The organism is Pseudosulfitobacter pseudonitzschiae (assembly GCF_900129395.1).
Lineage (GTDB): Bacteria > Pseudomonadota > Alphaproteobacteria > Rhodobacterales > Rhodobacteraceae > Pseudosulfitobacter > Pseudosulfitobacter pseudonitzschiae.
Genome location: NZ_FQVP01000011.1, coordinates 49713 through 71487, shown reverse-complemented (window position 1 = coordinate 71487; position 21775 = coordinate 49713). Strand labels below are relative to the sequence as shown.

The 21775-nt window shown below is 64.7% G+C and carries 16 protein-coding genes; 5 read left to right on the top strand and 11 right to left on the bottom strand.

The genetic code is table 11. The features are described from left to right. Positions 1-187: 187 nt before the first annotated feature. The 5 genes from BUC08_RS21510 (at position 188) to BUC08_RS21490 (ending at position 9818) form a co-directional block, all read left to right on the top strand. The gene (locus BUC08_RS21510; RefSeq protein WP_081855441.1) at positions 188-1423 is read left to right on the top strand and encodes a metallophosphoesterase family protein; all 1236 of its coding nucleotides are present in this window, start codon (positions 188-190) and stop codon (positions 1421-1423) included. Beyond that, the gene (locus BUC08_RS21505; RefSeq protein ID WP_037929034.1) at positions 1423-4848 is read left to right on the top strand and encodes an ATP-binding protein; all 3426 of its coding nucleotides are present in this window, start codon (positions 1423-1425) and stop codon (positions 4846-4848) included. The genes BUC08_RS21510 and BUC08_RS21505 overlap by 1 nt, the downstream gene beginning before the upstream one ends. A 154-nt stretch (positions 4849-5002) precedes the next feature. After that, the gene (locus BUC08_RS21500; protein ID WP_037929036.1) at positions 5003-5353 is read left to right on the top strand and encodes a RidA family protein; all 351 of its coding nucleotides are present in this window, start codon (positions 5003-5005) and stop codon (positions 5351-5353) included. 153 nt (positions 5354-5506) lie between these two features. Next, complete coding sequence (locus BUC08_RS21495; RefSeq protein WP_397467016.1) at positions 5507-6691, top strand: efflux RND transporter periplasmic adaptor subunit; 1185 nt, start codon at positions 5507-5509, stop codon at positions 6689-6691. A 19-nt stretch (positions 6692-6710) separates the two neighbouring features. Continuing rightward, positions 6711-9818 (top strand): efflux RND transporter permease subunit, encoded by a 3108-nt coding sequence (locus BUC08_RS21490; protein ID WP_037929038.1) that lies wholly within the window; start codon positions 6711-6713, stop codon positions 9816-9818. A gap of 18 nt (positions 9819-9836) precedes the next feature. Here the strand turns inward: BUC08_RS21490 and BUC08_RS21485 are convergent, their stop codons facing one another. From BUC08_RS21485 to glpD, 11 genes are all read right to left on the bottom strand, one after another. Beyond that, a complete protein-coding gene (locus BUC08_RS21485) occupies positions 9837-10631 on the bottom strand; it encodes a carbohydrate ABC transporter permease (protein ID WP_037929041.1) in 795 nt (264 codons plus the stop codon). Then, on the bottom strand, positions 10628-11485 hold the full coding sequence (locus tag BUC08_RS21480; RefSeq protein ID WP_234973788.1) for a carbohydrate ABC transporter permease: 858 nt from the start codon (positions 11483-11485) through the stop codon (positions 10628-10630). Before BUC08_RS21480 ends, BUC08_RS21485 begins: the two co-directional genes overlap by 4 nt. Continuing rightward, entirely contained in the window at positions 11482-12591 is a 1110-nt protein-coding gene (locus BUC08_RS21475; RefSeq protein WP_037929044.1) for an iron-containing alcohol dehydrogenase, read from the bottom strand. Before BUC08_RS21475 ends, BUC08_RS21480 begins: the two co-directional genes overlap by 4 nt. Positions 12592-12595: 4 nt before the next feature. After that, positions 12596-14083, bottom strand: coding sequence for a glycerol kinase GlpK (glpK, locus tag BUC08_RS21470; protein WP_037929201.1), 1488 nt, complete (start codon positions 14081-14083; stop codon positions 12596-12598). Between the two features lie 75 nt (positions 14084-14158). Then, positions 14159-15880: an ABC transporter substrate-binding protein gene (locus tag BUC08_RS21465; protein WP_037929046.1), complete on the bottom strand. Its 1722-nt coding sequence runs from the start codon at positions 15878-15880 to the stop codon at positions 14159-14161. A gap of 70 nt (positions 15881-15950) precedes the next feature. Next, the gene (locus BUC08_RS21460) at positions 15951-16223 is read right to left on the bottom strand and encodes a DUF2160 domain-containing protein (RefSeq protein ID WP_028957569.1); all 273 of its coding nucleotides are present in this window, start codon (positions 16221-16223) and stop codon (positions 15951-15953) included. Positions 16224-16238: 15 nt separating this feature from the next. Continuing rightward, positions 16239-17102 (bottom strand): carbohydrate ABC transporter permease, encoded by an 864-nt coding sequence (locus BUC08_RS21455; protein ID WP_037929048.1) that lies wholly within the window; start codon positions 17100-17102, stop codon positions 16239-16241. 1 nt (position 17103) lies between these two features. Continuing rightward, positions 17104-17973, bottom strand: a complete 870-nt coding sequence (locus BUC08_RS21450) for a carbohydrate ABC transporter permease (RefSeq protein ID WP_028957571.1) — start codon at positions 17971-17973, stop codon at positions 17104-17106. Then, on the bottom strand, positions 17973-19049 hold the full coding sequence (locus BUC08_RS21445; RefSeq protein WP_037929052.1) for an ABC transporter ATP-binding protein: 1077 nt from the start codon (positions 19047-19049) through the stop codon (positions 17973-17975). Before BUC08_RS21445 ends, BUC08_RS21450 begins: the two co-directional genes overlap by 1 nt. Before the next feature lie 3 nt (positions 19050-19052). Then, positions 19053-20141: an ABC transporter ATP-binding protein gene (locus BUC08_RS21440; protein ID WP_037929055.1), complete on the bottom strand. Its 1089-nt coding sequence runs from the start codon at positions 20139-20141 to the stop codon at positions 19053-19055. A 9-nt stretch (positions 20142-20150) separates the two neighbouring features. Next, positions 20151-21731, bottom strand: coding sequence for a glycerol-3-phosphate dehydrogenase (gene glpD, locus BUC08_RS21435; RefSeq protein ID WP_037929062.1), 1581 nt, complete (start codon positions 21729-21731; stop codon positions 20151-20153). Positions 21732-21775 lie beyond the last annotated feature (44 nt).

Here is a 21775-nt window from a genome sequence, read left to right as displayed (position 1 = left end):
AAACGACACGGGCGGCAGATTTTGCCGGATCGCGGGGGAATCGCGGCAAGCGATTGCGGCGCGGGGAAAGTGCCGCGTTGAAAACCCGCGGCAAGCTGTCTACCCTGAGGGGCGCTGAACAGGACCTTATCATGCCAGACCATTGCCTTGCGCCGCACCGTTGTGCCCTTTGGCCGATCCTTGTGGAATGACGATCCGCATCCTGCACACGGCTGACTGTCATCTGGATTCGCCGCTGCAATCGCTGGCGCTGCGCGATCCGGGGCTGCGCGACCGGGTCCAGACCGCGACCCGCACCGCATTCGCACGCATCATCGACACGGCGCTGGCCGAGCAGGTGCAGGCGTTGCTGATCGCGGGCGATTTGTTCGACGGGGCCGAGCGCAGCGCCAAGACGGCGGCGTTCCTGACCGCGCAGCTGGACCGATTGCACGCGGCGGGGATCGCGGTGTTCTACATCAAGGGCAATCACGACGCCGAGAACCCGATCACCGGGGCGCTGAGCCTGCCGGAGAATGTCCACGTCTTTGACGGGCGCGGCGGCAAGGTGCAGCTGGGTGATGCGGACGTGTGGATACACGGCGTCAGCTTTGCGGGCCGGCACGCGCCCGACAGCCTGCTGGGCAAGTTTCCGGCCCCCGTGGCCGGGGCGGTGAACATTGCCATGCTGCACACGTCGCTGGTGGGGGCGGCGGGGCATGATCCCTATGCGCCCTGCACGGTGGCAGAGCTGTCGGGCATGGGGTTCGATTACTGGGCGCTGGGGCATGTGCACAAACGACAGGTGCACGGACAGGCGCCGTGGATCGTGATGCCGGGCACGCCGCAGGGGCGGGACATGGGCGAGTCTGGCGCGAAGACTGCCAGCCTGCTGACGCTGGACGACGCAGGGATCACGGTCAGCGCGGTGCCGACCTCGGTCATCACATTCCTGCACCATGATATTGACGTGTCCGAGCACGACCACGCCGACGGGCTGCGCGCCCATCTGCGCGAGGCGCTGGCCGCGCTGGCGGCGGCGCAGCCCACCGATGCGATCCTGCGGCTGACGTTGACGGGGGCGACGCCGCTGCGCTGGCAGCTGTTGCGCGACCGCGACGTCTGGCAGGAAACGCTTGGGCAGATGGCGCAGGACACCGGCGTGCTGTGGCTGGAGAAGTTGAGGATCGAGGTGACGGACGACCACGCGCCCTCTGACGCCTCGGCCACCGATGCGCTGGGGCAGATGATGCGCGACATGCTGGCCGAGCCGGGGATGATGGCGGCGCTGCAAGAGGAATTCGACGCGCTGCTGGCCGAACTGCCCGCGTCGCGGCGCACCGTTCTGGCCCCCACGCCCGAGGCCGCCGCCGCGCGGGCACAACGGCTGGCGGCATCCGGGGCGGCGCAGATGATTGCGCGGATGAAAGGGGCGGACGGCTGATGCGCCTGCGGCACCTGTCCCTGGACTATTTCGGTCACTTCACCGGCAAGGCCTATGACTTTGGCGACGGCCAAGGCGCGTCCGATTTCCACGTGATCTACGGCCCCAACGAGGCGGGCAAGACCACCACGATGGAGGCGGTTCTGCGCCTGCTGTACGGGTTTCCCACGCGCGAGACCTATGATTTCCAGCACCAGCGCAAGATTTTGCAGGTGTCGGGAACCATCGAGGCGGAGGGCACGGCGCATCAGCTGGTGCGCATGACGGGCCGCAAGGGGGCGCTGAGCGATGCCACCGGGGCCGTGCTGCCCGAAACGGCGGTGTCGGCGCATCTGGGCGGGCTGGGGCTGGACGATTACCGGATGCTGTTGTGTCTGGACGACGAGACGATCGAGAAGGGCGGCGAGGCGATTGCCGCGAGCAAGGGCGACATCGGGCGGCTGTTGTTTTCCGCTGCGGCGGGGCTGGGCGATCTGGGGGCTGTGCTGGATCAGGTGGGGGCGCAGGCGGATGCGCTGTACCGCAAGCGGGCCAGCAGCACGAAGATGGCGGCATTGAAGAAAGAGCTGGCCGAAGTCGACAAGGCGATCCGCGACGGCGACGTGTCGGCCAGCGCCTTTGCCCGGTTGAAATCGGAACTGGCGCAGGCGCAAGAGCTTGAGGCGCAGCTGCGCGCGGAACGGGATGCACTGTCCCGCGCGCAGGCGCAGGTGGCAGCGCAACTGACAGCGCTGCCGCTGGTGATGGAATACGACGCATTGGCCGCGCAGATTGCGGACAAGGCCGACTATCCCGCCACGCTGGACATCACCGCCGAGGCGCTGGTGGGCGTGCTGACCGAGGACAGCAGGGCCGAGGCAGACATCGCGCGGCTGGACGATGAGATCGCGGGGTTGGAGGCCAGGGTCGAGGGGCTTTCGCTGAACCCCGATCAACAGCAACTGGTGCAGGAACTGGCAGATCTGGACGACCTGCGCAGCCGGTTTGTCACCGCGGGCCGTGATCTGCCGCGGCGGCGGGACGATCTGCGGGGGTTCGAGGCGCAGATGGCAGAGGTGGCGCGCCAGCTTGAGGCCGGGACGGAGGCCGAGGGGCTGGTGCTGACGGCGGTGCAAATCCAGCGGCTGGAAGGTGCACGCGACGCGGCCCGGACCGCCGCATTGGCCGCCGCCGCCGAGGCGCGCGAGGTTGCGGCGCTGGAGGAGCGGCTGCGCGAGGCCGAGGCGGTGCTGGCGGGGCAGGGGGCGGAGCCGGACAGCGGTATTGGCGCGTTGCTGGACCGCTATGCCGCCGACAGCCTGCAAGGGGCATATGCCACCGCACGGGCCGAGGTGGACGCGGCCCATGCGGCCTTGCGCACGGCGTTGGACGGGTTGCATTTCAAGGGTCAGGATTTTGACGCGGTGCCCACGTGCCCCCTGTCGGTGCAAGAGGCGCAGGTGCTGGCCGAGCGGCACGCCGAGGCCATGCGCGACAGGGCGCAGGCACAGGAGACCGCGCGCGAGCAGCGGGGGCTTGCCGAAGAGGCGAACGCCCAGATTGCCCGCAGCACGGCGCAGGTGGGCCAGATCGGCGATGCCGAAGCGCAGGCGAAACGCGACGCCCGCGATGCGCTGTGGGCGGCCCACCGCGCGGCGTTGAGTGCAGAGACCGCAGAGCGGTTCGCGCAGGCGATGGCACAGTCGGACGCGGTGTCCGATGCGCGGCTGGCCCATGCGCGGGCATTGGCGGACCTGCGGGCGGCAGAGCTGGCGCAGACACGGGCCGAGACGCGGGCGGCGCAGGCCGGGCAGGTGGCAGAAGACGCGCAAAACCGGATTGATGCGGCGGCACGGGCGGCAGCCGAGGCGGCGGCAGGGGCAGGGGTGCAGGGTGTTATGACCCCTGCCGATCTGGCGCTTTGGGTCGCGGCGCAGGCTGTGGCGCGGGCGGCGGAGCAAAAGCTGAAACGCTGCGCCGAGGCTCACCGCGCGACCCTGGACAAGGCCGCGGGGCTGGCCGCTGAACTGGCGCCGCTGATCGATCTGGAGGCACCGGAGTTTGCCACGCTGATCGACGCCGCCCGCCGCCGCGCCGCGCAGGAGCGGGGGGCCGCCGAGGCGGTGGCCCAGGCGGGCAGGGCGCGGGATGTCTGTGCGCAGGATCTGAAGGCGCGGACAGAGACATTGCAGGCTCTGACACAGGAGAAAGAGGCCTGTGTGCGGGCTTGGAAAGAGGGCGTGCGCGCGGCTTTGGGGGGACGGGTCCAGCCCGAGGTTCTGGAGGCCACGCTGGAGCCGCTGCGGACCCTGGCGACCCTGGATGACCAGCGCGCCGGGATGGCAGAGCGGATCGCAAAGCTGGAAGCGGACCAGGCGCAGTTCACGGCGTTGATGGCCGGGCTGGGACAGCGGCACGGGGTCGAGGGGGACGACGCCGGCGCGATATTCGAGGCGCTGCGCAAGCGGGCAGAGCAGGCCACGGCGGCGGGCACATTGCACACCAGCCTGACACAGGCGCTGGACCAGGCGCGGGCAGGGCGCAAGGCGGCACAGGACAGCCGCGCCGGGATCGCGCGCAAGGTTGCGGTCTGGGCCGATGCCTTTCCGCCCCATGTCGCCACCGGAACGCTGTCCGACCTGCGTGCCGCCGTGCAGGACGCCACCACGGTGATCGCCGCCCGCGCCCGCATGGCCGCGCTGGACACGCAGGTGCGGCTGGCGCTGTCGGTGGACCGTCTGGACGAGGCGCGCGCCCTGTTGCGTGACTCCACCAGCGCCGGTCTGGAGGCGGAACGGGCCACGTTAGAGACCGAAAGCGCCAGCCTGACCGCCCGGCTTGAGGCCGCCATCGCCGCGCGGGCCAATGCGCAGGCGGCGCTGACGGCGATCACCGGCGACACGGACATCGCGCAACTGACCGAACGGCGCGCGACGCTGGAGCTTGAGCTGGAAGACTGCGCACTGACCTATCTGGAACTGCGCATGGGCCAGCGGCTGGCCGAGGAAGCGCTGCGCCGCTACCGCGACAGCCACCGCAGCGGCATGATGCAGGCCACGGAGACCGCGTTTTGCACGCTGACGGGCGGGGCCTATACGCGGCTGGGCACACAGCCCGGGGCGAACGGGGCCGAAACCCTGCTGGCCATCGACGCTGCGGGCACCAGCAAACAGGCGCAGGATCTGTCCAAGGGCACGCGGTTCCAGCTGTACCTGGCGCTGCGGGCCGCAGCCTATCAGCAACTGGTGGACACCGGCGTCAGCCTGCCGTTCCTGTGCGACGATATTTTCGAGACCTTTGACGAGGACCGCACCGCCGCGGCCTGTCTCATGATGGAAGATATAGGGCGGCGCGGGCAGGCGATTTACCTGACGCACCACCGCCATGTGGTCGAGATTGCCAAACAGGTCTGCACCGTGCCGCCGACGATCCATATGATCGGCTGAGGGGCGTTCGCGAGGCTGTGCAAGTGCCCGTATAATTCTAGTTATGTTAATGTATTGAGAGTGATCTCCGCCAATCCCGTTTTCCGCTTGCCATCCGCACGCGGTTTGCGAACACAGGCGCGCAGGTGCAATTCAAACCCAAGAGGAACCACACATGGCCACCATCGAACGCCACCATTCCAACCACCGCATGAGCCAGATCGTCACCCATGGCGACATGGTCTATCTTGCCGGTCAGGTCGCAGCCCCCGGCGACAGCGTCACCGAGCAGACCAAGGGCATTCTCGAGCAGATCGACACCTTGCTGGCCGAGGTCGGTTCGGACAAGGAACAGATCCTGCAAGCGATCATCTGGCTGGCGGACATGTCCGATTTCGCCGAGATGAATGCGGTTTGGGATGCCTGGGTCCCGCAGGGTCATACGCCTGCACGCGCCTGTGGCGGTGCACCTCTGGCGACGCCGGAGTACAAGGTGGAAATCATCGTGACTGCCGTGCGCCGTTGAACGTGTCTCTGCTGTTGCGGTTATGTTCCGTGGCAGCAGAGAACACTGTGCGTTAATGCACGAAGCTTGTCGTCGCCAGGTCTTGCTGCGTCGCCGCATTTGGTTAGTATCATCCACTGACCGCGCGTGTACGAACCAGACTGGACACAGACCATGCTTTTTCAAAATCTCCGCCTGCGCCTCATGGTGCTGGCCCTGTTGCTTATCGGTTTCGGCATGCCCGCCACAGCCCAGCAACAAGGGATGCCGCCCGCCGCAGTGACCGTCATCACGGTTCAGCCGCAGGATGTGCCGTTGACCACCACCCTGCCCGGTCGGGTTTTGGCCTCGGCGCAGGCCGAGGTGCGTCCGCAGGTGGCCGGGATCATCACCGACCGCAAGTTCAAGGAAGGCGGGCGCGTCGAAGAAGGTGACGTTCTTTATACCATCGACGCCGCCACCTACGAGGCCGCCGTGGCACAGGCCGTAGCGGCCGTGGCGCAGGCGAATGCGCAACTGAAATCGGCGCAAAAGGAAGAAAGCCGCCTGCAAGAGCTGCAGTCGCGCAACGTGGCAAGCGAACAGGCGCTGGACGAAGCCGTGGCAGCCCGCGATACCGCCGCCGCTGCGGTTCAGGCAGCAGAGGCACAGCTGCAAGCGGCGCAGATCCAGCTGGACCGCACGCAGATCCGTGCCCGCCTGTCCGGCGAGATCGGCCGGTCGCTGGCCAGCCGTGGCGCGCTGGTGACGGCCAGCCAGGCCGAGCCCATGGCGGTGATCCGCAACATTGATCCGGTCTATGTGGACGTGACGCAATCGGCGGCGGACATCATTGCATGGCGGCGTGACAACATCGGCGCGCGCCTCGAAGACCTGCCGGCCGAAGTGACCCTGACGCTGGCAGATGGCAGCGTGTTCGACCAGACCGGCACCCTGACCGCAGCCGAACCGGACGTGAACGAGCAGACCGGCGTTGTGGTGCTGCGGATGCAGTTTGCCAATCCCGACAAGCTGCTGTTGCCCGGCATGTACGTGCAGGTGCAGATCGCGACGACCACGGCCAAAGGCGTCTATCTGCTGCCCCAGCAGGTCGTCAGCCGCGACCGGCGTGGCCAGCCCACGGCGATGGTGGTCGGTCCTGAAAACGTGGTCGAGATGCGCCAGCTGTCGGTGATCAGCGATCAGGGCAGCAACTGGGTGGTCGACGGCGGGTTGAACCCCGGCGACCGCGTGATCGTGAAGGGTCTGCAAAAGGCCGCCCCCGGTGCCACCGTGACCCCGCAGGAACAAGACGCCGCCCCTGCCCCCGAAGCCGCGCCCGAGGCGGACCCCTCCGCCGCGCCGGCCGCAACAGAATAGTTCAGGATCAGATCCCGCCATGGCCCGTTTTTTCATCGACCGCCCGATCTTTGCCTGGGTCATCTCTATCTTTATCATGGGGATCGGCATCCTGGCGATCCGGACGCTGCCGGTTGCGCAATATCCCCAGATTGCCCCGCCCACTGTCACGGTCAGCGCGGTCTATCCCGGTGCCTCGGCAGAGACCGTGGCCAATACCGTCACGCAGGTGATCGAACAGCAGATGACCGGGCTGGACGGCCTGCGCTATGTGTCGTCGTCCTCGACCTCTTCGGGCAGCGCCAACGTGACCCTGACGTTCGAAACAGGGACCGATCCCGACATCGCGCAGGTGCAGGTTCAGAACAAGCTGTCGCAGGCCAGTGCGCTGTTGCCCGAGGTCGTGCAACGGCAGGGTGTGACGGTGCAAAAGTCCTCTGCCGGCTTTTTGATGGTGGTGTCGCTGATTGCCGAGGACGGCACATATGATGCGACCGACCTGGGCGATTACCTGTCCACGAACCTTGTCAACGAACTGAGCCGCGTCGAAGGCGTGGGCAGCGCGCAGGTGTTTGGTGCGCAATACGCCATGCGCATCTGGCTGGACCCGTCCAAGCTGGCCGCCTTTGAACTGACGCCGGCGGATGTGGTCGCGGCTGTCTCGGCCGAGAACGCACAGATTTCTGCCGGGGCCTTTGGCTCGCGTCCTGCGGTTGACGGGCAGATGCTGAACGCCACCATCACCGCGCAATCGCTGTTGCGCACGCCCGAGGATTTCCGCCAGATCGTTTTGCGGGCCGAGACCGACGGTGGCCTGGTGCTGGTCAACGATGTGGCACGGGTCGAGATTGGCGCCGAAAGCTATGCCACCGTGTCGCGCTATAACCGCAACCCTTCTGCCGGTCTTGCGATTTCGCTGGCGCCGGGGGCCAACGCGCTGGACACGGCCAAGCTGGTCGAGGAGCGGCTGGAAGAGCTGGCTGCCTTTTTCCCCGAGGGGGTCGATTATGTGATCCCCTTTGACACCACGCCCTTTGTGCAGATCTCGATCGAGGAAGTGATCAAGACGCTGGTCGAGGCCATCGTGCTGGTGTTCCTGGTGATGTACCTGTTCTTGCAGAACTTCCGCGCCACGCTGGTGCCGACGCTGGCGGTGCCGGTGGTGTTGCTGGGCACCTTCGGGGTGCTGGCGGCATTCGGCTTTTCCATCAACACGCTGACCATGCTGGCCATGGTGCTGGCCATCGGCCTGCTGGTGGATGATGCGATTGTCGTGGTCGAAAACGTCGAACGGATCATGGAGCAGGAGGGGCTTGGCCCGGTCGAGGCCACGCGCAAGTCGATGGACCAGATCACCGGCGCGCTGATCGGCATCGCCGTGGTTCTGTCCGCGGTGTTCGTGCCGATGGCCTTCTTTCCCGGATCGACCGGCGTGATCTACAAACAGTTCGCGGTGACGATCATTTCGGCCATGTCGCTGTCGGTTCTGGTGGCGCTGACCCTGACGCCCGCGCTGTGCGCCACCTTGCTCAAAGCCAAGGGCCACGAGAAACGCGGCGGGCTGTTCGGTGTGTTCAACTGGGGTTTTGACAAGCTGATGACAGGCTATGGCAAGACCGTGGGCAGGCTGGTGCGCTGGCGGTTCCTGACGGGTCTGGCCTATATCGGCATCTTTGTTGCCATGGGCCTGCTGTTCCTGCGCACGCCGCAGGGGTTCCTGCCCGACGAGGATCAGGGCATCCTGTTCACCCTGATCCAGGCCCCGACGGGGGCCACGACCGAACGCACGCTGGATGTGCTGAAACAGGTCGAGGATTACTATCTGGAGCAGGAATCCGACATCGTGGATTCCGTGTTCGGTGTCGTCGGTTTCAGCTTTGCCGGTCAGGGCCAGAACGTCGGCATCATGTTCGTGCGCCTCAAGGACTGGAAAGACCGCGAGGCGGCGAACCAAAGCGCGCAGGCGCTGGCGGGCCGTGCCTTTGGCGCGTTCAGCCAGATACAGGACGCGATGGTGTTCCCCGTTGTGCCGCCTTCGGTGATCGAACTGGGCAACGTATCGGGCTTTGACTTCTATTTGCAGGCCCGTGGCGGGCAGACCCACGAACAGCTGCTGGACGCCCGCAACCAGCTGCTGGGCATGGCCGCGCAAAGCCCGCTGATCGCATCGCTGCGCCCCAGCGGTCTGGAAGACGCGGCCCAGTTCAAGCTGGACATCGACTGGCGGCGGGCCGGGGCGATGGGGGTGACTGCGACCGACGTGGGCAACCTGCTGACAATCGCCTGGGCGGGGCGTTACGTGAACGACTTTATCGACGAAGGACGGATCAAGCGTGTCTATGTCCAAGGCGAGGCGGACGCCCGTGCGGTGCCTTCCGACCTGGACAAATGGCGCGTGCGCAATTCCAGCGGCGGGTTGGTGCCCTTCTCGAACTTTGCCGACGCAAGCTGGGCCTTCGCACCACAGGGCGTGACCCGCTACAACGGCGTGCCCGCGATGCAGCTTCAGGGATCGCCCGCCCCCGGTGTCAGCACCGGTGACGGCCTGGCCGAGCTGTACCGTCTGGGTGCACAGCTGCCTCCGGGTTTCCAGATTGCGCCCACCGGCCTGTCGCTGGAAGAAGAGGAATCGGGCAGCCAGGCGCCGCTGTTGTACGGGCTGTCGCTGGCCGCGATTTTCCTGGCGCTGGCTGCGCTTTATGAAAGCTGGTCGATCCCGTTCGCGGTGATGCTGGCCATGCCCATCGGCGTGTTGGGTGCGCTGACTGGGGCCTATCTGGGCGGTTTTGAGAATGGTGTGTTCTTTCAGGTGGGCCTGCTTACGGTCATCGGCCTGACGGGGAAGAACGCGATCCTGATCGTCGAGTTTGCCCGCGACCGCCGCGCCGAGGGCGAGACCGTGATCGAGGCCGCAGTGGACGCCGCGAAACAGCGGTTCCGCCCGATCATCATGACCTCGATGGCCTTTTCGCTGGGGGTTCTGCCGCTGTTGCTCAGCACCGGCGCGGGGTCCGGCGGGCGGACGGCCATCGGCAGCGGCGTGCTGGCGGGCACGATTTCGGCCACGGTCTTTGGTGTGCTGTTCGTACCGTTCTTTTTCGTCATCATCTCGCGCCTGACCCGCAAGGGCCGCGCCGAAACCGGATGAACCAGACCGGCTGCGGGGTCAGGCCCGCAGCTGGAACCCCCGCGCGATGTGGTTGCGCACGAACCAGATCAGCGCCACCCCCGGCACCAGTGACAGCACCATCATCGCCATCACCAGCCCGATGTCGGTCTGGAAGGTGAACAATGCGTCAATTGCCATGGTGATCGGCTTGCCCCCTGTCGATGTCAGGATACGGGCAAAGACGACCTCGACCCACGAGAAGATGAAACAGAAGAAACAGGCCACCCCGACACCCGGCGCAATCACCGGCAACAGGTGGCCGACAAAGAACCGTGGCAGCGAATGCCCGTCCAGAAAGGCGGTTTCGTCAAATGCGCGCGGCACGGCCGAGATGAAGCTTTCCAATATCCAGATGGCGATGGGAATGTTGAACAGGCAATGCACCAGCGCGATGCCAAAGGGCGAATTCAGCAACCCCAGCCGCGCGAACAGCAGGAAAATCGGCAGCGACAGCACCACCGGCGGCGTGATGCGAAAGGCCAGCAGCAACAGGAACACATGCCGGTCCCCGACAAAGCGGTAGCGTGACAGGGCATAGGCGGCGGGCAGCGCCACGACCAGTGTCAGCATCACATTGGCGGTGACATAGGTCAGCGAATTGCCCAGGGATGCGACCAATGCGGGGCTGGCAAAGATATTGCGGTAATTCACCAGCGACCAGTCACCCACGCTTACCCCCGGATGCGGCAGTGTCACGGTCAGGCTGAGCACGATCGCCTGAACCAGCGGCCCGATGATGAACACCGCCAGCGCCAGAAAGGCCAGCGCGCGCAAGAGGCCCCGCACGGTCATTGCGTCTCGCGCTGCATGGCAACGCGGAACAGCCACGCCACGCTGAGCACCAGCAGGAAATACAGCACCGACCGCGCGGCGGCGGGGCCGTAGTTGAAGGCGTTGATTTCCTCGCCCAGTTCCAGCGAGAGGAACGCGGTCGCCCCCATCGGTCCGCCTGCGTTGATGCCAAAGGCCTCGACATAGATCATCAGGCTGTCGATCACCCGCAACAAAAGCGCCATCAGCAGGACGGGCCGGATCTTGGGCAGCTGGATGTGCCAGAACACCTGTGCCCGCGACGCGCCGTCGATGCGGGCGGCCTGGAAATAGGACGGCGGGATCGCGGACAGGCCGGAATAGGCCAGGATCACCACGAGCCCGATCCAGTGCCATGTGTCCACCGTCACCAGCAGCGCATAGGTGTGAACGGCGTTGAACTTATAGTCGAAATCAAACCCGATGGCGTCAAAGAGCTGCGCCAGGGTCCCATAAGTCGGGTGCAGCAGGTTCAGCCAGATCATCGGGATCAGGTTCCATGGCACCACCAGCGGGACCGCCACCAGCATCAGCACCAGGCTGCCTGCCAGCCGCCCGCGCGGGATCATCAGGGCGATGGCGATGCCCAGCGGGAACTGCACCAGCACCACCAGCGCCGAGAACAACACGCTGCGGCCGAGGGCGGCATAGAGGTCCGGGGTGCCCACCAGTTCGGCAAACCATTCGGTGCCCACCCAGAACCGGCTTTGCAGGGTGAAGATATCGAAGAACGCATAGTTGAACACCGCGATCAGCGGCACCAGCCCGACGATCCCCAGCACCGACATCGCGGGCAACATCAGCAGCCACGCGCGGTTGTCGGCGCGTTGGGTCACAGGGCGGCCTGCAGGATTGTCACATAGGTTTCCACCGGCAGCGGCACTGCGTTCTTCTGGCTGGAGGAGGCGGCGCGGCCTTGGGCGGCCAGGTCGGGCAGCATTGCATCGGCTGCGCCATAGTCGGCCAGTCGCGGCAGGCCCTGTTCGGTCATCCACGCGGCCAGCCCCGACAGCGCGTCGCCCCCCTGTGCGGGGGCAAAGACATCGGCCACTTCGGCGGCGCAATCGGCGACGCTGCTGGCGCCGGCGGCGGCGTTGGCGCGCATCACCGGCACCAGCAACCGCCCGCACAGCGCGCCGTGCGGAGCGCCCAGCCGCGCGCCCAGAACCGCGGCCAGCCCATGCGCCGCCCCCAGCCCGCCGTTGGCCAACGCCATCCCGCTGGCCAGTGACGCCCAGGCCATGGCGGGCCAGCCTGCCCTGTCGCCCGCGACTACGTCGCGCAGGGCACGCAGGGCACCGGGCAAGGCCTGGGCCGTCAGCGCGCGGGTAAAGGGGGTGGCTGCGACCGATGTATGCGCCTCGATCAGTTGCGTGACCGCGTCCAGCCCTGCGTGCAGGGCGATGGCGCGGGGTGCTCCGGCCATCAGGTCGGGGTCCACCAGCGCGTGATCGGGGAACAGGGCGCGGCCGCGTATGCTCAGCTTGGTCCCCAGTGCCGGCACGTCCAGCACCGCGTTGCGCGTGACCTCGGCCCCTGTCCCCGCCGTCGTGGGCAGCGCGATCAGGCGCACATCGGCGCGCCGGTTCAGCAGCGCGGGGTCGATGCGGGAGAAATCGTCGCTCAGCCGTGTGCCGGACCCCGCCAGCACCGCCAGCACCTTGCCCGTGTCCAGAACCGAGCCGCCGCCACAGGCGACGACGGTGCCCACGGCGATCCCCTCCAGCGTCTCAAGCGCCGCGTTGATGCTGTCCACCGACGGCTCGCCCGTGCAGCGGATCACGCAGGCCACATCGCCCAGCATCTGCAACACGGGATCAGAGGCCGCCCCGCTGGAACCTTGTACAAAAACCACCGGATCTTGTACAAGATCCGGCACCCGCGCCGCTGTGCCCGCGCCAAAGGCAATCTGCACGGGGCAGTCGATGGCAAAGGGTGTCATCGGATCAATACCGCAGCGTGCTGTCGACGGCGCGTTTCCAGTTGGCGTATTTGGTGGCACGGGCCTCTTCGGGCAGGGTCGGGGTGAACTGCCGGTCCAGCGCCCATTGCTTGCCAAAGGCCTCTTGATCCGGCAGCGCGTCGGCCTGCATTCCGGCCAGCCACGCCGCCCCCAGGGCGGTCGTTTCCAGGACCTTGGGCCGGTCCACGGGGGCACCGATGATGTCCGACAGGAATTGCATCGCCCAATCCGATGCGCTCATCCCGCCATCGACCCGCAGCACGCCGCGCCCGGCATCGTCGGTCCAGTCGGCATACATCGCCTCCAGCAGATCGCGGGTCTGGTAGCCGACGCTTTCCAGCGCCGCCTTGGCCAGTTCCTCGGGGCCCGAGTTGCGCGACAGGCCAAAAATCGCGCCACGGCAATCGGGGTTCCAGTAGGGCGCGCCAAGGCCGGTGAAGGCGGGCACAAGGATCACGTCCTGCGCCGGGTCGGCGTTTTCGGCCAGCGGTTGCGTCTGAGATGCCTCGCGGATGATCTTCAGCCCGTCGCGCAGCCATTGCACCACGGCGCCGGCCACGAAAATCGACCCTTCCAGCGCATAGGTCGGCTTGCCGTCCAGTTGATAGGCAATCGTCGTCAGCAGACGGTTGTTCGAGCGCACCGGCGTGTCGCCCGTGTTCAGCAGGGCAAAGCAGCCGGTGCCATAGGTCGATTTCATCATGCCGGGTTCAAAGCAGGCCTGCCCGATGGTGGCGGCCTGCTGGTCGCCCGCCACGCCCAGGATCGGGATCGGGCGGCCAAAGAGGTCGGCGCGGGTGGTGCCGAAATCGGCGGCGCTGTCGCGCACGTCCGGCAGCATGGACATGGGCACGCCCATCAGGTCACAGATGGTCTGGCTCCAGCGTCCCTTGCGAATGTCATAGAGCATGGTGCGCGCGGCATTGGTGGCGTCGGTGGCGTGCACCTCGCCGCCGGTCAGCTTCCAGATCAGGTAGCAATCGACAGTGCCGAACAGCAGATCGCCCGCCTGTGCCGCATCGCGCGCGCCGTCGACGTTGTCGAGGATCCATTTGACCTTGGTCGCGGAAAAATACGGGTCCAGCAGCAGGCCGGTGCGGTCGGCCACCATATCCGCGTGGCCCGCATCGCGCAGGGATTTGCAGAACTCGGCGGTGCGGCGGTCCTGCCAGACGATGGCGTTATAGACCGGCTTGCCGGTCTTCTTGTCCCACACGACGGTGGTTTCACGCTGGTTGGTGATGCCGATGGAAATGATGTCGCGGGCGTCGATGCCTGCCCGTTCGATCACGGCGCGGCAGGTGCCTGCCGTGGTGCTCCACAGATCGGAGGGATCGTGTTCGACCCAGCCGGATTTGGGGAAGATCTGGCGAAACTCCTCTTGCGATGTCGCTTTGAGGTTCAGGGTCTCGTCAAACAGGATGGCACGGCTGGACGTGGTGCCTTGGTCGATCGACAGGATGTATTTCATGGGGCGCACGCTCTGGATCAAAGGGCAAAACAGGGGGCCGTTCAAGGCCCCCCGCAGTTTCATGCAAACCGGGGTTTATTCCCAGGACTTGATCAGCTCGTCATAAGCGACGGTTTTGGGATCTTCGTCCTCGTTCTCCAGCTTGGGATAGGGGGCACCGGGCTGTTCGAACCAGTATTCGGCGGTTTCCTCGGGGTTCAGCTTGGGACCAAGGTCGCCTTGCACGCCGGCACGTTCCAGACGCTCAAGCACGCGTTCCTGATCGGCGCAGAGGGCATCCAGAGCCTCTTGCGGTGTTTTCGCACCGGACATGGCGTCGCCGATGTTCTGCCACCACAGTTGCGCCAGCTTGGGGTAATCCGGGACGTTGGTGCCGGTGGGCGACCATGCCACGCGGGCGGGCGAGCGGTAGAATTCCACCAGACCCCCCAGACGCGGTGCGCGTTCAGAGAAATGATCGCTGTCGATGGTCGATTCACGGATAAAGGTCAGACCCACATCCGATTTCTTCACGTCCACCGTTTTGGAAACCACAAACTGTGCATAGAGCCAGGCGGCCTGTGCGCGGTCCACGGGGGTCGATTCCATCAGCGTCCAGCTGCCGGCGTCCTGATAACCGATCTTCTGGCCTTCTTTCCAATAGACACCGTGGGGCGAAGGGGCCATGCGCCATTTGGGCGTGCCGTCTTCGTTCATCACGGGCAGACCGGGTTTGACCGTGTCGGCGGTAAAGGCCGTGTACCAGAACATCTGCTGCGCGACGTTGCCCTGTGCGGGGATCGGGCCAGCTTCGGAGAAGGTCATACCGGCCGCTGCGGGCGGCGAGTATTTTTGCAGCCATTCGATCGCCTTGGTCACCGCATAGACGGCAGCGGGCGAGTTGGTGGCACCGCCGCGTGTCACGCACGAGCCTGTCGGCTGTGACTGTTCGTTGACGCGAATGCCCCATTCATCGACCGGCAGGCCGTTGGGTTCACCCACGTCGCCCATGCCCGCCATCGACATCCACGCATCAGTGTACCGCCAGCCCAGGCTGGGGTCTTTCTTGCCGTAGTCCATGTTGCCATAGACTTCGCCGTTCACGTCCATGTGCGACAGATCACGCCCGGTGAAGAATTCGGCGATGTCCTCATAGGCCGACCAGTTGACCGGAACGCCCAGGTCATAGCCGTATTTCTCCTTGAAATCGGCCATGTTCTTTTCGTCGTTGAACCAGTCATAGCGGAACCAATAGAGGTTCGCGAACTGCTGCGTCGGAAGCTGGTACAGCTTGCCATCGGGGCCGGTGGTGAAGGAGGTGCCGATGAAATCGTCCAGATCCAGCGTGGGCAGGGTTACGTCCTTGCCTTCGTTCGCCATCCAGTCGGTCAGGTTGCGCACCTGCTTGTAGCGCCAGTGGGTGCCGATCAGGTCAGAGTCGTTGATATAGGCGTCATAGATGTTCTCGCCCGACTGCATCTGTGTCTGCAGCTTTTCGACAACGTCGCCTTCGCCGATCAGGTCATGGGTGACCTTGATGCCGGTGATCGCGGTGAAGGCAGGCGCCAACACCTGGCTTTCGTATTCATGGGTGGTGATGGTTTCCGAGACGACCTTGATCTCCATGCCCTGAAAGGGTTTGGCAGCGTCGATAAAGAACTGCATCTCGGCTTCCTGGTCGGCGCGCGACAGGGTCGAGACATCGCCGATCTCGGCATCGAGGAAGGCCTTGGCGGCCTCCATGTCGGCAAAGGCCGGGCTGCCAAGCAGTCCCAGCGCAACGACCACCGCCGTTGAGGATTTCAGTGATAAATTCATAATGTTTCCTCCCTTATGAATGTGGATATTTATCTGACCGCAGGGCCCCACATGCCCCTGCGCCCATCACTTACACCCAGCGGAACACCGCTGCGGCGTAGATCAGACAGACAATCATCGCATAGGGCTGTGCCGTGCCCACCAACCCCAGCCAGCCGAGGTTGATGAACGCGCTGCCCAGAAGCGTGATAAACAAACGGTCCCCGCGCGTGGTTTCCATCCCCAGCACGCCACGGCGCGGCGTTTCGGGGAATTTGATCGCCAGCACCGTGAAGGTGACCAGCAGCGACGCGATGACCATGAAGAAGATCGCGGTCGGCCATGTCCATGCCATCCAGTCCATGTGTCGGCCCTTTCCTTAAACCCGGCCCAGGGCGAAGCCCTTGGCGATGTAGTTGCGCACGAAATAGATGACCAAGGCCCCCGGTACGACGGTCAGGATGCCCGCCGCCGCCAGCACGCCCCAGTCGATGCCGCTGGCGCCTTGGGTCCGTGTCATGATGGCGGCAATCGGTTTTGCGTCCACCGTGGTCAGCGTGCGGCTCAGCAACAGTTCGACCCATGAGAACATGAAGCAGAAGAACGCCGCGACGCCGATGCCGCTGGCGATCAGGGGCATGAAGATCTTGATGAAGAACCGGCCAAAGCTGTAGCCGTCGATATAGGCGGTTTCGTCAATTTCCTTGGGCACGCCGCGCATGAAACCTTCCAAAATCCAGACCGCCAGCGGCACGTTGAACAGGCAATGCGCCAGTGCCACGGCGATGTGGGTGTCGAACAGGCCCACGGAGGAATAGAGCTGAAAGAACGGCAGCGCGAAAACGGCAGGCGGTGCCATGCGGTTGGTCAGCAGCCAGAAAAACAGGTGCTTGTCGCCCATGAAGCTGTAGCGGCTGAAGGCATAGGCTGCAGGCAGCGCCACGGTCAGGCTGATCACGGTGTTCATCACCACGTAGATCAGCGAGTTGACATAGCCCATGTACCACGCGGGATCGGTCAGGATCGTCGCGTAGTTGTCGAAGGTCAGATCGCGCGGCCACAGGGTAAAGCTGTTCAGGATCTCGGTGTTGGTCTTCAGGCTCATGTTCAGCAGCCAGTAAATCGGCAGCATCAGGAACAGCAAATAGACGGTCATCACCACGGCAGAGCCGTTGATCCGCACCCGGCGTTTCGCCGGGGTGCGCGCGGTCATGTCGGCGGGGATGGTTGCGGTGTCGGTCATCTTAGCCCTCCTTCGCGTCAAGGGTGGTCATGACGGTGTAGAACACCCATGAAATCAGCAGGATCACGAGGAAATACATCAGCGAGAACGCCGCCGCCGGTCCCAGGTCGAACTGCCCCAGCGCCATCTTGACCAGGTCGATCGACAGCAGCGTGGTGGCGTTGCCCGGTCCGCCGCCGGTGACCACGAAGGGTTCGGTGTAGATCATGAAGCTGTCCATGAACCGCAGCAGGATGGCGATCATCAGAACGCCCGCCATCTTGGGCAGTTCGATAAAGCGGAACACCTTCCAGCGGCTCGCCTGATCGATCTTGGCGGCCTGGTAATAGGCGTCGGGGATGGATTTCAGCCCGGCAAAGGCCAGCAGCGCCACCAGAGATGTCCAGTGCCACACATCCATCACCACCACTGTGGCCCAGGCGGCAAAAGTGTCCTGGGTGTAGTTGTAGGAAATCCCCAGCTTGTCCAGCGTATAGCCCAGCAGGCCGATGTCGACGCGGCCAAAGATCTGCCAGATGGTGCCGACCACGTTCCACGGGATCAGCAGCGGCAGCGACATCAGCACAAGGCAGAAGCTGGACCAGAAGCCGGATTTCGGCATGTTCAGGGCGACGAAAATGCCCAGGGGGATTTCAATCGCCAGAATGATCCCCGAGAACATCAGCTGACGCCCCAGCGCATCCCACATGCGGTCCGAATGCAGCATCTCCTCGAACCACTCCAGCCCGGCCCAGAAAAACTGGTTCTGGCCAAAGGTGTCCTGCACCGAATAGTTGACGACGGTCATCAGCGGGATGACGGCGGAAAAGGCGACCAGCAGCAGCACTGGCAGCACAAGGAACCATGCTTTTTGGTTGACGGTCTTGTTCATCAGGCGGCCTCCCCCTGTTGGCGCCAGTCGTCGACATAGACGTTGACCTGCGCGGTATCGAAAGCCACGCGGGTCATGTCCGGCGAGATTTCGGTGCCTTCGGCGGCGACGATGTTGATCTCGTTTCCGAACAGGTCGGCGCGGATGATCTTGTGACGGCCGACGTCCTCGACGCGGCGCACTTTGACAGGCAGCCCGTCGCCATCGGTCAGGGTCACGAATTCGGGGCGCACGCCCAGTTTCACGTCACCGCTCAGCGCGCCATAACGCTGGCCCAACGCGACCTGCGCGCCGTGGACCGTGGCCTGCGTGCCCGCGACCGACGCCGGGATCAGGTTCATGCCGGGCGAGCCGATGAAATAGCCCACGAATGTATGTTCGGGCCGCTCGAACAGTTCCTGCGGCGTCCCGATCTGGACCACGCGGCCGTCGTGCATCACCACCACCTTGTCGGCAAAGGTCAGCGCCTCGGTCTGGTCGTGGGTCACATAGATCATCGTGTGCCCGAATTCGTGGTGCAGCGATTTCAACTGTGTGCGCAGTTCCCATTTCATATGCGGGTCGATCACCGTCAGCGGTTCGTCGAACAGCAATGCGTTCACGTCCTCGCGGACCATGCCACGGCCCAGCGAAATCTTTTGCTTGGCATCCGCCGTCAGGCCACGGGCGCGTTTGTTCAGCACGTCCTCCATGCCGATCATCTGCGCGATTTTCTGCACCCGTTCGGCCACGTAAGACGCAGGTTCGCCCCGGTTGCGCAGTGGAAAGGCCAGGTTGTCGTGCACGGTCATCGTGTCGTAGACGACCGGAAACTGGAACACCTGCGCGATGTTGCGGTCGGCGGTGCTGGATTGGGTCACGTCCTTGCCGTCAAACAGGATGCGCCCCTGGCTGGGATGCAGCAGGCCCGAAATGATGTTCAGCAGCGTGGATTTCCCACAGCCCGAAGCACCCAGCAGGGCATAGGCCTCGCCATCGGCCCAGTCGTGGTTCAACTCCTTCAGCGCAAAGTCGGCCTCGGATTTCGGGTTTGGCAGGTAGGAATGTGCCAGATTGTCGAGCGTGATCTTTGCCATGTCTCAAGCCGCCAATGCATAAGAGGCGGGCGCAACCAGGTCGCCCGCTTCGGTGAAGATGTAGACATGCGCAGGGTCCAGATAGACCGGCTGCGCCGTCCCCGGTTTCAGGTCGTGCACGCCGTGAACCAGACCGACCCATGTGTCGCCGTGGTGGTTCAGGTGAACAAAGGTTTCGGACCCCGTCAGCTCGGTCACGATCACGCGTGCGTCGAACTGCAGTGCTCCGTCCTTGTGGCGGGCAATCTCCAGATGGTTGGGCCGGAAGCCCGCCAGATAGCGCCCGTCGGCCAGATCGGCCAGCGGGCCGGTGGCCTTGGCGCTTTGGCCCTCGCCGAACATCAGGGTTCCGCCCGTTTTGCTGATGGTCATGAAGTTCATCGGCGGATCGCTGAACACCCGCGCCGTGGTCGCATCGACCGGCTGGCGATAGACCTGCGGCGTCGGGCCGAATTGGGTCACGCGGCCCTGCCACAGGGTCGCGCAATTGCCACCCAGCAACAGCGCCTCTTCGGGTTCTGTCGTGGCATAGACAAAGACAGCGCCGGATTCCTCGAAGATCTTGGGGATCTCGACGCGCAATTCCTCGCGCAGCTTGTAATCGAGGTTCGCCAACGGCTCGTCCAGCAACACCAGCCCTGCGTTCTTGACCAACGCCCGCGCCAGTGCGCAACGCTGCTGTTGCCCGCCCGACAGTTCCAGCGGTTTGCGGTTCAGGAACGGGCCAAGCTGCATCAGGTCGGCGGCCTGTTTCACCGCTGTGTCAATCTCGGCCTTCGATTTGCCCATCAGCCGCAGGGGCGAGGCGATGTTGTCGTAAACGGTCATCGACGGGTAGTTGATGAACTGTTGGTAGACCATCGCGACCTTGCGGTCCTGCACGCGCATCCCGGTCACGTCCTGACCTTCCCAGAACAGGCGTCCCTCGGTCGGCACATCCAGCCCTGCCATCAGCCGCATCAGCGATGTTTTTCCCGACGACGTCGGTCCCAGCAGCACGTTCATCGTGCCCCGCTCAAGCGTCAGGTCGGTGGGATGAATGTGCACATCGCCGTTCACCACCTTGGACACGTTTTTGAACTCAAGCGTCATGCCGCCCCCCTATTCCGCCGCCGCAGCATTCGACTGCTGTGCGTGGTCTTTCATCCATCCCTGCAAGCGGTCGATTTCCGCTGCATCCATCCGCAAGCCCAGTTTGCTGCGCCGCCAGACCACGTCCTGCGCCGTGCGTGCGTATTCCTTGTCCATCAGCCACGTGACCTCGCGCGCGGTCAATGTCGCGCCAAAGTCGGTGCCAAGATCGGCCAGCGTTCTGGCACCGTCCAGCATCTGCGCGGCTTCGGTCCCGTAGGCACGCACCAGCCGCAGCGCCCAGCGGTCGGTCAGGAAGGGAAAGTCGCGTTTCAGGCCGGCCACCAATGCGTCGACCCCGTCCACCGGGAAATCGCCCCCGGGCAGCGGCACGCCCGCGGTCCAGACCTTGTCGATCCCGTCGAAATGATGCGCGATCTGTTCCAGCGCGGTTTCGGCCAGCCGGCGATATGTCGTGATCTTGCCGCCAAAGACGCTGAGCGCCGGGGCGCCGCGGCTGGTGTCGGTCTTGATCACGTAATCACGGGTGGCCGCGCTGGCGCTGCTGGCGCCATCGTCATAGAGCGGACGCACGCCGGAATAGGTCCACACCACATCTGCGTCGGAAATCGGTTTCGCCAGATAGCCGTTGATAAAGTCGATCAGGTAGGCCTGTTCCTCTGGCGTGATCTGCGGTTTCACATCCGCATCCGTATGGTCCATGTCGGTGGTGCCGATCAGGGTAAAGTCGGTCTCGTAGGGGATCGCAAAGATGATGCGTCCGTCGGTGCCCTGGAAGAAATAGCATTTGTCGTGGTCGAACAGCCGCCGGGTCACGATATGACTGCCGCGCACCAGACGCACGCCGCTTTGCGAATTGCTTTTCAGCGTGCCGCGCAGCACGTCGCCGACCCACGGGCCTGCGGCATTCACCACCATTCTGGCGGTCATGGTGCGGCTTTGGTCGCCCTCCTGCAAAGTGACGTGCCACAGGCCGTCCACCACTTCGGCGCCTGTCACCTTGGTGCGCGGCATGATCTGTGCGCCGCGTGCTTCGGCGTCGCGGGCGTTCAGCACCACCAGACGCGAATCCTCGACCCAGCAATCCGAATATTCGAACGCCTTCTCGAACTTCGGGTTCAGGCCGCGCCCTTCGGGGGCGCTGCGCAGGTCCAGCCTGGAGGTGCCGGGCAGGATCTTGCGCCCGCCCAGATTGTCGTAAAGAAACAGCCCCAGCCGGATCAGCCACGCGGGCCTGCGTCCGCGCATCCACGGCATCACCACGCTCAACAGCTTTGACGTGGGCGTTGTCATGTCAAAGCGCATCGACCGGTGATGGGGCAACACGAACCGCATGGGCCACGAGATATGCGGCATCGCGCGCAACAGGACCTCGCGTTCGATCAGCGCCTCGCGGACCAGCCGCAGTTCGAAATATTCCAGATAGCGCAGGCCGCCGTGAAACAGTTTGGTCGAGGATGCAGAGGTGGCCGAGCCGATGTCGTTCATCTCGGCCAGACAGACCGACAGGCCACGGCCCGCCGCGTCACGCGCAATGCCACATCCATTGATGCCGCCGCCGATAATCAGCAGGTCACAGTCCGGTTTCATCAAAAGCCTCCCCTGCGACGTTACCGCCGCTTGGGGCACAGCGT

Excerpts from the sequence above, each read along its gene's own strand:
- BUC08_RS21495 (WP_397467016.1), top strand. The coding sequence starts at position 5,507 with ATGCTTTTTCAAAATCTCCGCCTGCGCCTCATGGTGCTGGCCCTGTTG.
- BUC08_RS21485 (WP_037929041.1), bottom strand. The coding sequence starts at position 10,631 with ATGACCGTGCGGGGCCTCTTGCGCGCGCTGGCCTTTCTGGCGCTGGCG.
- BUC08_RS21510 (WP_081855441.1), top strand. The coding sequence starts at position 188 with ATGACGATCCGCATCCTGCACACGGCTGACTGTCATCTGGATTCGCCG.
- BUC08_RS21505 (WP_037929034.1), top strand. The coding sequence starts at position 1,423 with ATGCGCCTGCGGCACCTGTCCCTGGACTATTTCGGTCACTTCACCGGC.
- BUC08_RS21455 (WP_037929048.1), bottom strand. The coding sequence starts at position 17,102 with ATGACCGACACCGCAACCATCCCCGCCGACATGACCGCGCGCACCCCG.
- glpK (WP_037929201.1), bottom strand. The coding sequence starts at position 14,083 with ATGAAATACATCCTGTCGATCGACCAAGGCACCACGTCCAGCCGTGCC.
- glpD (WP_037929062.1), bottom strand. The coding sequence starts at position 21,731 with ATGAAACCGGACTGTGACCTGCTGATTATCGGCGGCGGCATCAATGGA.
- BUC08_RS21460 (WP_028957569.1), bottom strand. The coding sequence starts at position 16,223 with ATGGACTGGATGGCATGGACATGGCCGACCGCGATCTTCTTCATGGTC.
- BUC08_RS21490 (WP_037929038.1), top strand. The coding sequence starts at position 6,711 with ATGGCCCGTTTTTTCATCGACCGCCCGATCTTTGCCTGGGTCATCTCT.
- BUC08_RS21500 (WP_037929036.1), top strand. The coding sequence starts at position 5,003 with ATGGCCACCATCGAACGCCACCATTCCAACCACCGCATGAGCCAGATC.
- BUC08_RS21475 (WP_037929044.1), bottom strand. The coding sequence starts at position 12,591 with ATGACACCCTTTGCCATCGACTGCCCCGTGCAGATTGCCTTTGGCGCG.
- BUC08_RS21450 (WP_028957571.1), bottom strand. The coding sequence starts at position 17,973 with ATGAACAAGACCGTCAACCAAAAAGCATGGTTCCTTGTGCTGCCAGTG.
- BUC08_RS21440 (WP_037929055.1), bottom strand. The coding sequence starts at position 20,141 with ATGACGCTTGAGTTCAAAAACGTGTCCAAGGTGGTGAACGGCGATGTG.
- BUC08_RS21465 (WP_037929046.1), bottom strand. The coding sequence starts at position 15,880 with ATGAATTTATCACTGAAATCCTCAACGGCGGTGGTCGTTGCGCTGGGA.
- BUC08_RS21445 (WP_037929052.1), bottom strand. The coding sequence starts at position 19,049 with ATGGCAAAGATCACGCTCGACAATCTGGCACATTCCTACCTGCCAAAC.